This is a genomic window from Nonomuraea sp. C10 (genome assembly GCF_008017515.1).
GTDB classification, from domain to species: Bacteria; Actinomycetota; Actinomycetes; order Streptosporangiales; family Streptosporangiaceae; genus Nonomuraea; species Nonomuraea ferruginea.
This window is the reverse complement of sequence record NZ_VPFF01000001.1, coordinates 6,130,001-6,142,904: the sequence shown is the minus strand read 5'-3', so window position 1 is coordinate 6,142,904 and position 12,904 is coordinate 6,130,001. Positions and strand designations below refer to the sequence as shown.

Here is a 12,904-nt window from a genome sequence, read left to right as displayed (position 1 = left end):
TTCGGGCCGGCAGGCTTGCCGGACGGACCGCTCGATGTCACCCAGCGGCCACCCTGGCATACTCCGACCTTCGCATCCGGGGGTTGCCGGGCGCTTTCCGGTGGCTTACCGTACCCGACCCCCTAAGGGGCGACTGCCTCTTTTGACACGTTGAGAATGGCCGCCCGGCGGCGATCAGCTCAGCGACGAGGCCGCGAGCGACGCACCGAAAGCGACGAACACCGCACCGACACCCGAGGTCAGGCCCGCACTGAGCCGCCGCCGGGACCGGAACTGGGCGGCCAGGAAAGAGCCGCAGAAAATCAGCGCTGTGAGATAGAGCGCGCTGAACACCTGGATGATCGAGCCCAGGATGAGGAACGAGAGCGCGGGCGTGGCGTAACCCGGGTCGACGAACTGGACGAAGAACGACACGAAGAACAGGATCGCCTTGGGGTTGAGCAGGCTGATCGCCAGCGCCTTGCCGAACGGGCGCGGGGCACGCGACACCCGCTCGGGGCCGCTCGTCACGGCCGCGGCGACGTCCTTGTTGCGCCACGCGCGCCAGGCTCCCCGGATCATCTGGAGCCCCAACCAGGCCAGATAGACCGCGCCCGCGTACTTCACGATGGTGAACACCAACGGCGTGGAGCGCAGCAGCGAGGCGGCGCCCGCGGCGGACAGCAGCATCAGCACGGTGTCGCCGACGAACACCCCGCCCGCCGCCCGGTATCCCTGCCGCACGCCGTGCTGCGCGGCCTGGGCGAGCACGAACAGCGAGTTGGGCCCCGGCAACAGGATGATCAGAAAAGCGCCGATGACGTACGTCCAGATATCTGTGATGCCGAAGAACATCCTGCCTCGCTCCAGGCCTGACACGGGGGTGACAATGCAGATTACCCCTACCGGGGAGGCGTAGATTGGGCCTTCCCCCGCACAGGGCGCCTCTTCACTCTCAGTTCAGGCGCGCGTCAACACCCGAGCCCGCGCGCTCTAGGAGGACGAGGTGCACCGCCGTTTGGTCATCCTGCTCGCCGCCCTGTCCCTGGTCTGCCTGACCGGCGCGACCGGGGCGGGGGCATCAGCCGAGCCACCCCCCAACAAGCAGTACCGCGTCCAGGGCCCGTCGAACGCGCAGGAACGCAGCGCGGTCGCGGCCACCGGCGCGGCCATCGACGAGGTGACGAAGGAGTCGGTCCTCATCACCGCCACGGAAGCCGAGGTCACCGCCATCAGGAACCTCGGTTACCGGGTCGCGGAGGTCCCGCGCCCAAAATCATCGTCCGATGCCGCGACCGCTGACTTCCCGCCATCGGACTCCGCCTACCACAACTACGCCGAGATGATCGCGTACATCGACGACCTGGTCGCCGACCATCCGGGCATCGCGAGCAAGTTCTCGTACGGGACCTCGTACGAAGGCAGGCAGCTCGTCGGCGTCAAGATCAGCGACAACGTCGCGACGGACGAGGCGGAGACGGAGGTGCTGTTCACCGCCCACCAGCACGCCCGCGAGCACCTCACCGTCGAGATGGCGCTCTACATCATGGACCTGCTCACCGACGGGTACGGCAGCGACTCCAGGGTCACCTCCCTGGTGAACTCCCGCGAGATCTGGATCATGCCGGACCTCAACCCGGACGGCGGCGAGTACGACATCGCCACGGGCAGCTACCGGTCCTGGCGCAAGAACAGGCAGCCGAACAGCGGCACCTCCGCCGTCGGCACCGACCTCAACCGCAACTGGGGCTACCAGTGGGGCTGCTGCGGCGGCTCCTCCGGCTCGCCGTCCAGCGACACCTACCGGGGCCCGTCGGCCGAGTCGGCGCCCGAGGTCCGCGCCGTCGCGAACTGGGTACGCGGCCGCGTCGTCGGCGGTGTGCAGCAGATCAAGGCGCACATCGACTGGCACACCTACAGCGAGCTGATCCTGTGGCCCTACGGCTACACCTTCAACGACACCGCGCCGGGCCTGACGCTGGACGACAGGAACGCGCACGCCACCCTCGGGCAGAGCATGGCCTCGACGAACAACTACACCCCCGAGCAGGCCAGCGACCTCTACATCACCGACGGCACCATCAACGACTGGCTGTGGGGCGTTTACAAGATCTTCAGCTACACGTTCGAGATGTACCCGACCGGCTCGAACCCCGGCTTCTACCCTCCGGACGAGCAGATCGTGCCGCAGACCACCCGCAACAGGGAGGCCACGCTGCGGTTCCTGGAGTACTCCGACTGCGTCTACCGGATCATCGGCAAGGAGTCCCAGTACTGCGGCACCGGCACTCCGCCGACGACCGTCTACTCGGACACCTTCGAGACCGCCACCGGCTGGACGGTCAACCCGAACGGCACCGACACGGCCACCCTCGGCCAGTGGGAGCGCGGTGACCCCGCCGACACCTCCTCCTCGGGCCCCAAGCAGCTCGGCACCACGGTCAGCGGCAGCAACGACCTGGTGACCGGCCGCCTGGCCGGCAGCTCGGCGGGCGCGTACGACATCGACGGCGGCGTCACCTCGATCCAGTCGCCGCCGATCACGCTGCCCGCCGGCGGGACCACCAGCCTGTCGCTGTCCTGGTACCTGGCGCACGGGTCGAACGCGACCAGCGCCGACTACTTCCGGGTCAGGGTCGTGGGCAACACCACGGCGACCGTCTTCCAGCAGGCGGGCGCCGCGTCCGACCGGGACGCCGCGTGGAGCGTGGCCACCGCGGACATCAGCTCGTTCGCCGGGCAGACGGTGCGCATCCTCATCGACGCCGCCGACCTGTCCACCGCCTCGCTCGTCGAGGCGGCGGTCGACGACGTCCGGATCACGCGGCAGAACTGAACCGTCCGTGCCCCCGCCACCCGGCGTGGCGGGGCATCGGAGGCGGTGACGCATTGGGTCTTGTAAGCCCGGGGTGTCAAGGCTACGATCACGTCAACTCTTAGGAAACTTTCCTAACAGATCGGACCTCTTGACGGCTCGCGTCTGCCTCCGCGGGCCGTGCCGTGCGGCTTGCGCTCTCACCCCCCGGCGCAAGCCGCGCGGTACGCCACCGACAAGGACGACAATGTGAAAGCACGCGTGATCCTGGTCGTGCTCGCGACCCTCGCACTCGGACTCACCGCATCCCCCGCCCAAGCCGCCTCGGCGACCGCCGCCTTCACCAAGATGTCCGACTGGGGCACCGGTTTCGAAGGCAAAATCACCGTCACCAACGGCACTTCCAGCCCGATGAACGGCTGGAACGTCCAGTTCGACCTCCCGTCAGGCTTCTCGATCGCGTCCGCCTGGGACGCCACGCAGTCCAGGAACGGGCAGCACTACACCTTCACCAACCCCTCCTGGGCGCCCGCGCTCGCCCCCGGCGCGAGCGCGAGCTTCGGCTTCACCGGCAGCCCCGGCAACTTCCCCGGCATCACCGGCTGCACGCTCAACGGCGCGTCCTGCGACGGCGGCACCGTCCCGGGCGTCCCCGGCAGGCCCGGCGGTCTCACCGCGACGGGCGGCGCCGGCGCCATCACCCTGACCTGGACCCCCGCGAGCGGCGCCGTCGACGGCTACCGCGTCTACGAAGGCTCCGCTGTCAAGGCCGCTGTCAGCTCGGCCACCGCGACCATCACCGGCCTCGGCGCCTGCGAGACCCGCACCTACACCGTCCGGGCGCACAACGGCGCGGGCGAGTCGGCGCCCAGCGACCCCGCCACCGCCACCACCGCCGGCTGCGACCCCGGCGAGCCGAGGGAGGGGCTGCCCAAGCACTTCCTCACCGGCTACTGGCACAACTTCGTCAACCCCGCCACCGAACTGCGCCTGTCGGCCGTGCCCGACGAGTACGACCTGATCGCCATCGCGTTCGGCGAGGCCACCGCCACCCCCGGCGAGGTCGTCTTCGGCGTCGACCCGGGCCTGGCGAGCGCGCTCGGCGGCTACACCGACGCCCAGTTCAGGGCCGACGTCCGGGCGCTCAAGCAGCGCGGCAAGAAGGTCATCCTCTCCGTCGGCGGCGAGGCCGGGCGGGTGCAGGTCGCCAGCGCGGCCGCCGCGACCAGGTTCGCCGACTCCGTGTACGGGATCATGACGTCGTACGGGTTCGACGGCGTGGACATCGACCTGGAGAACGGGCTCAACGCCACCTACATGGCCCAGGCGCTCCGGGCGCTGCACGCCAAGGCCGGCTCCGGCCTGATCATCACGATGGCGCCGCAGACCATCGACATGCAGTCGACCGGGATGGAGTACTTCAAGCTCGCCCTGTCGATCAAGGACATCCTCACGGTCGTCCACATGCAGTACTACAACTCGGGCTCCATGCTCGGCTGCGACCAGGCGTGGGCGTACTCCCAGGGCTCGGTCGACTTCCTGACCGCGCTCGCCTGCATCCAGCTGGAGAACGGGCTGCGCCCCGACCAGGTGGCGCTGGGCCTGCCCGCCGGGCCGGGCGCCGCGGGCGGCGGCGTGGTCGCGCCCGCCGTCGTCAACCAGGCGCTCGACTGCCTGGCCACCCGCACCCGCTGCGGATCGTTCGTACCCCCGCGCGCCTACCCCGGGATCAGGGGCGCGATGACCTGGTCCATCAACTGGGACGCCACCCACAACTGGAACTTCTCGAAGACCGTCAAGCCGCACCTCCGAGGAATGTCATGAAATTTCGACGTATGTTCCTTGCGTTACTCGCCTCCCTCGCCATGACCCTCTCCGGCCTCGCCACCGTCGCCGCCCCCGCCGCGTACGGCGCGACGACCGCCGCCTACGCGGCCTGGACGGCCTGGACCCCCTACACCGCCGGCACCCGCGTCACCCACAACGGCGTCGACTACGAGTGCCTCCAGAGCCACACCTCCCAGCCGGGCTGGGAGCCCAACGTCGTGCCCGCCCTGTGGAAGCAGGTCGGCGGCGGCAGCGGCGGGGACACCCAGGCGCCGTCCGTGCCGGGCAACCTGCGCTCGACCGGCGTCACCTCCGGCAGCGTCTCGCTCGCCTGGAACGCCTCCACCGACAACGTCGGCGTCACCGGCTACGACGTCTACCGGGGCGGCAGCCTGGTGACGACCGTCGGCGGCACCTCGTACACCGACACCGGCCGCGCGGCCAACACCGGCTACACCTACACCGTCAGGGCCCGCGACGCCGCCGGCAACCAGTCCGGCCACAGCAACTCCGTCACCGCACGCACCTCCTCGGGCGGCGACGACCCCGGACCGAACCCGAGCCGGATGCCCGGCGCCCCCTACCTCTGGATGGGCTGGGGCAACCCGCCCAACCCCGGCACCGTCATGGACGCGACCGGCGTCAAGTCCTTCACCATGGCGTTCATCCTGTCCAGCGGCGGCTGCAACCCGGCCTGGGACGGCCAGCGCCCCCTCACCGGCGGCGCCGACCAGCAGGCGATCAACACGATCAAGTCGAAGGGCGGCAGCGTCCAGATCTCCTTCGGCGGCTGGCAGGGCAACAAGCTCGGCCCGAACTGCGCCACCCCGCAGGCCTTCGCCGGCGCCGTGCAGCAGGTCATCAACGCGGTCGGCCCGGCCGTGGTCGACTTCGACATCGAGAACTACGACGAGTTCGAGAACTACACCGTGCAGGACCGCATCCTGAACGGCCTCAAGATCGTCAAGCAGAACAACCCGAACGTCAAGGTCGTCGTCACCTTCGGCACCAGCAGGACCGGCCCGAACGCCCACGGCGTCCGCCTGATCAACCAGGCCAGAGCGCTGAACGTGCCGATCGACAACTTCACGATCATGCCGTTCGACTTCGGCAGCTCCAACATCTACCAGGACACCGTCAACGCCTCGGAGGGCCTGAAGAACGCGCTCAAGAACGCCTACGGCTACACCGACGCGCAGGCGTACGCCCGCATGGGCATCTCCGGCATGAACGGCCTGTCCGACCAGCAGGAGCTGACCACCCCGCAGACGTGGACGCAGATCCGCGACTGGGCCAGGTCCAAGGGCCTGAACCGGCTCGCGTACTGGGGCGTCAACCGTGACCGCCCCTGCCCCGGCGGCGGCGTCGTCTCCAACTGCAGCGGCATCTCCCAGGCCGAGTGGGAGTTCACCCGCATCACCGCGGGCTTCTGACAAGACCCGAGCCCGAGGCGGCGCCCCCGCCCCGGGCTCACGGCAAGCGCACGAGCTGGGTGGGCTTGAGCGGCACCCCCGCCCCCGGCGGACGGTAGACCGGCAGCGCCTCCCCGTACTCGTACATCCAGGCGTGGTCCACCACCGTCCGCATCCCGGGCTCACCCGGCTCCGGCTCCTCCCGGGCCGGCTCCACCTGCCCGTCCGACAGCTTCGCCACCATGTCGGCGACCAGTCTGGAGTCCGGAGTGGCCAGATCGCACCGTTCGTCCGGCCCGATCAGCAGGTCCACCTGCGGCGGCAGCGGGTAGATCCACCGCGGCAGCGCCAGCACCCGCGGCGGCGGCGCCATCGGCAGCCCGCCGCGCACCGCGTCCAGCAGCACCGTCCGCGACGTCCGCCGGTCGAACATCCCGTCGGCCAGCGCCCAGCTCAACGCCCCCAGGTCCGCCCGGTCCTCGCCGCACGCGTGCAGCACCAGGTACGGCACGAGCGGCACGCCCGCCCCGCCCGACGCCTGCGCCCACCCCCGGCGGCAGCCGGTGAGCACGAGCAGCGCCAGCATCGCCCGGTAGGCGGTGTCCGCGTGCGGCGTGTCGAGCCAGCCGGGCACCACGATGCACCGCCCGCCCGTCTTCTCGGCCGTGACGCCCAGCTCCCTGGCCAGCTTCAGCGCCCGCGAGGCCGCCACCCCGGTGTGCGCCTCCTGCCAGCCGGGCGTGTACGGAGAGGTCTTGTCGTCGTAGCCGTCCGGCCAGCTGCCCGGCAGACCCGGCCGGGCCAGCCCGTACACCGCCAGCAGCAGGTCGAACACGGTCGTCACCAGACCCTCGCCGTCGCGCACCGCCGGCACCCCGCGGCGCAGCACGCCCGGCCCCACGTCGAACCGCGGCAGCAGCACCTCCGTCGCCGCCGCCCCGTCGCCCCCGTACAGGCTGAGCCGCCCGGCGTCGCGGCCGAGCAGCCCGCCGGGCACCAGCCCGTCCTCCAGCTCGCGCAGCCGCACCAGGGCCGGCAGGTCGGTGCGCGCCATCGCGTGCGCGGCGAACGCCGGCCGGTCCAGGAAGAACTCCTTGAGCAGCACGTGCCCGACCGCCATGGCCAGCGCCCCGTCCGTGCCGGGCCGCACCACGAGCGTCTCGTCCGACAGCCGCGTCGGGTGCGGGCCGATGGCCACCACCTTCTGCCCCTTGTACCGGCCGGCGATCACCCACGGCGACCCGGGCGCGCGCACGTTCCTGTTGTTCTCACCCCAGAGCAGTACGTACGCGGCATTCGCCCAGTCCTCCGCCCGCGGCCCTTCGAAACGCGGGCCGAGCAGCTGCTCGGGCGCGCTCGACTGCTCGGTGAGCACCGCGCCGCCCATCCCGCGTACGAGCCCGGCCAGCGGCGAGGTCGCCAGCGCCGCCACCTGGTCGGCGCCGTGCTCGGACGCGGTGTGCACGATGGCCGCCGCGGCCAGCTCGGCGGCCGTCGCGTCGTCCAGGGGGACCCGGCGGCCACCCCGCGCCTGCCGGTAAACCTCAGAGTTCGCTGTGAGTTTCGCCCAGGCGGCGACCGGGTCATGCAGCCCTTCGCGCACCTCGAAATAGAGCCTGACCAGTGTCTGGTTGACTTCGGATCCCCCCATGCGAAAAGTTCAGCACAGACGGTCATGTTCTGACGCGTTACGACCCCGCATGTCGGAGATCCGGAAACAAAGCCGTGTGGCAGCGCGGAGGGGCGTAGGGCAGTCTAGGTCCCGCCATGGAAACTGCACTCCCTATCGCGATCATCCTCGTCACCGGCCTCGCGCTCGCCCTCGTCGCCCAGTGGCGCGACTGGCGACCGCCGCTCTGGGCCGCCCTGGCCGTCGGTGTGGTGGTCCGCGTCGTGCTGATGTTCTTCGCGGCGGGCGACGCCCACCAGCCGGTCGACTTCGTCAACAGCTTCAAACCGGCGGGCGAGGCCGTGCTCAACGGCCAGGACCCGGTCCTGGCCAGCAAGGGCGGCTGGCACTTCCTGCCGACGATCCCGTACGTGTACGGCATCCTGCTGTGGCTCGGCATCCCGTGGGAGTGGTCCGGCCGGATCGTCACCGTGGTGGCCGACATCGTGCTCATCCCGCTGGTGGCCAAGCTCGCCGGCGGGCCGAAGGCCTCGCTGCGCGCCTTCCAGTACGCGCTCAACCCGCTCGCGCTGATGGTCGCCTGCCTCCATGGCCAGGTAGAGCCGGTGGCGCTGGTGTTCGGGGTGGCCGCGTTCGTGGTCGCCCGCGGCCCCGGCGCCCCCACCCCCCGGATGGACGCCATCGCCGTGACCAGGCGGGCGCTGGCCGACCACGGCTGGTCCGGTCTCCCCGGATGGGCGCTGCGCACGCTCGGGCAGGCGCTGAGGCCGGGCCCCGGCGACCGGGCGGGCCTCAAACGGGGCGCCTACGCCGGTCTGCTCATGGGCCTGGCGCTGTGCGCCAAGAGCTGGCCGATCTGGCTGGTCCCCGGCATGGTGCTGTTGCTGCCGCAGCTCCGGTCCCGGATCGTGGCGCTGTTCTGCACGGGGGCGGTGCCGCTCTTCTTCCTGGTGACGCTGCCCGTCTTCGCCGGCACCTCGATCAGCCAGATCCCCCAGGTCATCGACACCATCCGGGCCATCCGCCCGATCGTCGGCGAGTGGGGCTGGACCCCCCACTTCACCGGCGGCGACTGGGCGTTGCGCGCGGACCTGGCGACCTTCGGCACCTACCTGATCTACGCGTGCGTCGTGGCCGCGATCATCATCTGGTGGCGGGCCGACCCGATCGACATGACGCTGGCCATCCTGCTGATCTTCATGGTGGTCACGCCCAGGCTGGGCGCGCAGTACCTGCTCTGGTTCATGCCGTTCCTGGTCGCCCGGCCCACCCGGTTCGCCTGGCCGGCGATCATCGGGGTGTCGCTCTGGGCGGGCTACGGCTACCTCTACATGACCCAGTACGAGGACACCGCCTGGTGGCTCCTGCACCAGGACTGGTCGCGGGCGTCGATCGTGCTGCTGCCGGTCCTGCTGGCCGCGATGCCGTGGGGCCGGCGCAACCCGCCCGAGCACGAGACGGCCGGGCCCGCCGCTCCGACGGGCCCGGCGCGCCTCACCTCACAGGTCTAGCCGGTCGTACACCGTGAGCCACTGGTCCGGGTGCACGTGGCCGACGACGGCGTCGCGGGCCACCCCGGCGGCGGCGAGGGCGGCGTCCACCCCGTCGTAGCGGGTCCTGAGCGAGGCGCGCAACGAACCGCCCACCCCGCTGAACCCCAGCTCCACCAGCCGCTGCCAGTCCCGCCCCGAGCCGACCAGCGGCGCCGGCCTGCGCTCGATCCGCAGGATCGCCGAGTCGACCGAAGGGATCGGCCGGAAGCTCTCCCGGCCGATCCGGTCGCCCATCCGCCAGGAGAACCACGGCCACGACTCCACCGTGACCAGGCTCCACCGGCCGTAGCCGCCCGCCCGCTTGCGGGCGTACTCCAGCTGGGTGACCATCGTCGCCGAGGTCAGCGACCGGGCCCGCAGGCACCAGCCGACGATCCGCGACGTGGCCGAGTACGGGATGTTGCCCACCACCGCGAACGGCTCGCCCGGCGGGCGGGCCGCGGTGAAGTCGCCGCGCACCACCTCGACGCGCGGATCGTCGCGGGTGCGCGACCTGAGCCGGCCCGCCAGCCGCGGGTCGATCTCGTAGGCGACCACCCGCGCCCCCGCCGCGGCCAGTGCCAGGGTCAGCGCGCCTTCGCCCGCCCCCGGCTCCAGCACCAGCCCCTCGGGAGCGGCGGCCTTGACCACCAGCTCCAGGGCATGCCTGTCGGCCAGGAAGTTCTGGGAGAGCACGCGTCTCGCCCTGTCTCTGGGCGTGCGGCCGCCCGAGCTCCTGGCCTTCTTCTGCGTGTGTGAATGATTTCCGTGCGCGTAATCCTGCGCCACAGCTGCCCTTCCGGGTCCTCGAGTCGATGAATGGCTCGAAGGGCCCCGGGCGCGCCGCGGAACGCGCTCGACCGGTCGCGTCCGCTAGCGGGCCAGAGGCCGGCTGCGGCGAATGCGAACCGCGTAGAAGCAACCTGCGTAGAAGCAACACATGCGGCCGACCGTACGCAGGAGCGCTCGCCGACGGCAACCGAATAAGCCCGCGCGCCGCGTCCGATTCGTACAAGCGTCAGGCGGAACGGGGCGACTAGCGTGAACCGCATGGACGTTCTCCACCGTGCACACGGCTACCTGCTGACCCATGCCAGGCTCCTGGACCGGCTCCGCTTCGAGGCCCTGTTCGCGGGCGGCCCAAAGGATCGCGTCCTCGACACCCTGCGCTGCTACCAGAACCCCGACGGCGGCTTCGGCCACGCGCTCGAACCCGACCTGCGCGGCGCCGCCAGCCAGCCGGAGCCGGTCGAGGTCGCGTTCTGGATCCTCGACGAGCTGGACGCCTTCGCCGACCCGATGGTCCGCTCCGCCTGCGACTACCTGGTGACCGTCACCACCCCCGACGGCGGCGTGCCCTTCTGCCTCCCGACCGTCCGCGAGGCGCCGCGCGCGCCCTGGTGGGAGACCCCCGACGACCCGCCCGGCAACCTGATCCCCACCGCCTCGATCGCCGGCCTCCTGCACAAGCACGGCATCGACCACCCGTGGCGCGGACCGGCCACCGACTTCTGCTGGAGGAGCATCTCCGCCGTCGACAAGACCACCCCGTACGAGGCCCGCGCCATCGTCACCTTCCTCGACCTGGTGGACGACGAGGAGCGGGCACGGTCGGAGTTCCAGCGGCTCAAGGACGCCATCCTGGCCACGGTCACCTTCGACCCCGAAGCTCCCGGCGACGCCCACTTCCCCCTCGACTTCGCCCCCAGCCCTCTGCGGTTCCCCCTGTTCACGGAGGACGTGCTGGCCCGCCACCTGGACGCCCTGCTGGCGGCCCAGTCGGAGGAAGGCGGCTGGAACGGCAACTGGCCCATGTGGACCCCCGTGGTGGAGCACGAGTGGGGCGGCTACCTCACCATGGGACGCCTCAGGACTCTCCATGCCTACGACCGCCTCCCCACGTAGGGACAACCCCGCCCACGCGGGAATGTCGGTGAGCGGGCGTAGCGTGGAGGCATGTACGCCGAGTGGCCGCCGGAGCCCGCGCTCGCCGGGCGGATCGCCTGCCTGTGGCGGCAGGTGAGCGAGGACGACCGCACCCAGCTCGTCGTGCCCGACGCCTGCGTCGACCTCATCTGGGGCCCTTCCGGCCCGTTCGTGGCAGGCCCCGACACGGGCCCCGTGCCCACGTCGATGCGTGTGGGCGACATCTTCACCGGCATCCGCTTCAAGCCCGGCGCGACGGGAGAGGTGTTCGGCGTCCCGCTGTCCGAGCTGCGCGACCAGCGCGTGCCGCTCGACGCGCTCGGCGCCCTCCCGCCCCTGGACGACGCCCCCGACCCCATGCCCGTCCTGCGCGCCGCGATCGCCGACCGCCTGCGCCGCACCCCGCCCCCCGATCCGGCCGCCCCCGCCGCCGCGGCCGCCCTCCGCCGGGGCGGCAGCGTCCGCGAGGTCGCGTGGGAGCTGGGGCTGAGTGAGCGCCAGCTCCACCGCAGAAGCGTCGCCAGCTTCGGGTACGCGCCCAAGACCCTGCAGCGCATCGTCCGCTTCCAGCACGCCCTGCGTCTGGCCAGGTCCGGTGTCCCGCTCGCCGAGGTGGCCGCGGTCGCCGGCTACGCCGACCAGGCCCACCTGTCCCGCGACGTCAGGCGCCTGAGCGGCGTGACTTTGAGCCGGTTGGCCGCGTGACCGCCGGCGGCCTGTTGGAGATGAGCGCCCCCGCCCACGCCGCGGCCGGATCGCTGTCGATGAGCAGCGCCTTGGCCAGCAGGCTCAGCGGGATGGCGAGGATCGCGCCCAGCGGCCCGAGCACGAACGCCCAGATGATGAGCGAGAGAAACGTCATCGTCGTCGACAGCCCCACCGCGTCGCCGAGAAACTTCGGCAGGAGGAGCGACTGCGTCACCACGTTGAAGACCACGTACGCCGCGACGACCAGCAACATCTCACGCACCCCGGCGTCGAGCAGGGCCAGCGTGGCCGGCGGGACCAGCGCGATGACGAAACCGATGTTGGGGATGTAGTTCGCGATCAGCGCGAGCACCCCCCACAGGAGCGGAAGCGGCACCCCGATGAGATAGAGCGCGATCACGTCCAGGATGGCGTTGATCAGCCCGAACACGGTCGAGACGATCAGGTAGCGCCTGGTCTTGCGGGCGAACCGGCCCAGCGCCTCCACCAGCGCGACCTTCCTGCCCTCCCCGGAGTCGAGCACCCTGGCCGTGATGGGCGCGTCCAGGCACATCGCCAGCATCAGGACGACGATGAGGAACAGGGCGGAGAAGACACCGATCACCCCGCCGAGGAGACTCTGCGCGATGCCGATCACCCGCGCCGGGTCGAAGCTGTCGATCGCCCGGTCGAGCTGCTCGCCGCTGATGCCCCTGGCGATGGCGAAGGCCCGCGCGTCGGTGAGGAGCTCCTCGAACCGCCTGGTGTACGCGGGCGCCAGCTCGCCGAGCTGCACCGCAGCCATCGTCAGCACCCCGGCCATGCCCAGCAGGACGAGCAGCATGATCAGGAACGGCACCGCGACCTGCAGCCACACGGACGCGCCGCGCCGGGCCAGCCACGAGCGCACCGGCGCCACGGCGATCACCAGCACCAGCGCCAGCACGAGCGGCCCGACGACGGACGACACCTCCCGCAGGCCGAACAGCACGATCAGCGCCCCGGCGATCCCCACCAGGATGATGAGCGCCCTCGGCGCGGACTGCTGGTTCACGCACGGTACGTACCCGTGTCGTCACGGTGACACCGAGGTGAA

At 71.1% G+C, this 12,904-nt stretch carries 10 protein-coding genes; 6 read left to right on the top strand and 4 right to left on the bottom strand.

Annotation, left to right across the window (positions count from 1 at the left end):
• Positions 1-174: 174 nt before the first annotated feature.
• A complete protein-coding gene (leuE, locus tag FR742_RS28120) occupies positions 175-834 on the bottom strand; it encodes a leucine efflux protein LeuE (RefSeq protein ID WP_148033728.1) in 660 nt (219 codons plus the stop codon).
• Positions 835-985: 151 nt separating this feature from the next.
• Here leuE and FR742_RS28115 point away from each other — a divergent pair, with 151 nt between their 5' ends.
• From FR742_RS28115 to FR742_RS28105, 3 genes are all read left to right on the top strand, one after another.
• Positions 986-2,815, top strand: coding sequence for a M14 family zinc carboxypeptidase (locus tag FR742_RS28115; RefSeq protein WP_148033727.1), 1,830 nt, complete (start codon positions 986-988; stop codon positions 2,813-2,815).
• A 228-nt stretch (positions 2,816-3,043) separates the two neighbouring features.
• Positions 3,044-4,618, top strand: coding sequence for a chitinase (locus tag FR742_RS28110; protein WP_222709068.1), 1,575 nt, complete (start codon positions 3,044-3,046; stop codon positions 4,616-4,618).
• A gap of 11 nt (positions 4,619-4,629) precedes the next feature.
• On the top strand, positions 4,630-6,054 hold the full coding sequence (locus FR742_RS28105) for a carbohydrate-binding protein (protein ID WP_261808783.1): 1,425 nt from the start codon (positions 4,630-4,632) through the stop codon (positions 6,052-6,054).
• Between the two features lie 37 nt (positions 6,055-6,091).
• On the opposite strand, the gene FR742_RS28100 is transcribed toward FR742_RS28105, so the two are convergent.
• The gene (locus FR742_RS28100) at positions 6,092-7,684 is read right to left on the bottom strand and encodes a molybdopterin-dependent oxidoreductase (protein WP_148033725.1); all 1,593 of its coding nucleotides are present in this window, start codon (positions 7,682-7,684) and stop codon (positions 6,092-6,094) included.
• A 116-nt stretch (positions 7,685-7,800) separates the two neighbouring features.
• On the opposite strand from FR742_RS28100, the gene FR742_RS28095 reads away from it, so the two are divergent.
• Positions 7,801-9,174 (top strand): hypothetical protein, encoded by a 1,374-nt coding sequence (locus tag FR742_RS28095; RefSeq protein ID WP_148033724.1) that lies wholly within the window; start codon positions 7,801-7,803, stop codon positions 9,172-9,174.
• Here the strand turns inward: FR742_RS28095 and erm are convergent.
• Positions 9,163-9,984 (bottom strand): ErmE/ErmH/ErmO/ErmR family 23S rRNA (adenine(2058)-N(6))-methyltransferase, encoded by an 822-nt coding sequence (erm, locus tag FR742_RS28090; protein WP_148033723.1) that lies wholly within the window; start codon positions 9,982-9,984, stop codon positions 9,163-9,165. The two genes, FR742_RS28095 and erm, sit on opposite strands and share 12 nt — an antisense overlap.
• Positions 9,985-10,245: 261 nt before the next feature.
• On the opposite strand from erm, the gene FR742_RS28085 reads away from it, so the two are divergent.
• Both FR742_RS28085 and FR742_RS28080 read left to right on the top strand, forming a co-directional pair.
• The gene (locus tag FR742_RS28085; RefSeq protein WP_148033722.1) at positions 10,246-11,100 is read left to right on the top strand and encodes a hypothetical protein; all 855 of its coding nucleotides are present in this window, start codon (positions 10,246-10,248) and stop codon (positions 11,098-11,100) included.
• A 51-nt stretch (positions 11,101-11,151) separates the two neighbouring features.
• A complete protein-coding gene (locus FR742_RS28080; protein ID WP_148033721.1) occupies positions 11,152-11,826 on the top strand; it encodes a helix-turn-helix transcriptional regulator in 675 nt (224 codons plus the stop codon).
• Here the strand turns inward: FR742_RS28080 and FR742_RS28075 are convergent.
• Positions 11,783-12,862 carry an AI-2E family transporter gene (locus tag FR742_RS28075; RefSeq protein ID WP_261808782.1) on the bottom strand — a complete coding sequence of 360 codons (1,080 nt, stop codon included), beginning with the start codon at positions 12,860-12,862 and terminating at the stop codon, positions 11,783-11,785. The genes FR742_RS28080 and FR742_RS28075 overlap by 44 nt on opposite strands.
• Between the last annotated feature and the right edge of the window lie 42 nt (positions 12,863-12,904).

Excerpts from the sequence above, each read along its gene's own strand:
- FR742_RS28085 (WP_148033722.1), top strand. The coding sequence starts at position 10,246 with ATGGACGTTCTCCACCGTGCACACGGCTACCTGCTGACCCATGCCAGG.
- FR742_RS28095 (WP_148033724.1), top strand. The coding sequence starts at position 7,801 with ATGGAAACTGCACTCCCTATCGCGATCATCCTCGTCACCGGCCTCGCG.
- FR742_RS28080 (WP_148033721.1), top strand. The coding sequence starts at position 11,152 with ATGTACGCCGAGTGGCCGCCGGAGCCCGCGCTCGCCGGGCGGATCGCC.
- FR742_RS28105 (WP_261808783.1), top strand. The coding sequence starts at position 4,630 with ATGTTCCTTGCGTTACTCGCCTCCCTCGCCATGACCCTCTCCGGCCTC.
- FR742_RS28100 (WP_148033725.1), bottom strand. The coding sequence starts at position 7,684 with ATGGGGGGATCCGAAGTCAACCAGACACTGGTCAGGCTCTATTTCGAG.
- leuE (WP_148033728.1), bottom strand. The coding sequence starts at position 834 with ATGTTCTTCGGCATCACAGATATCTGGACGTACGTCATCGGCGCTTTT.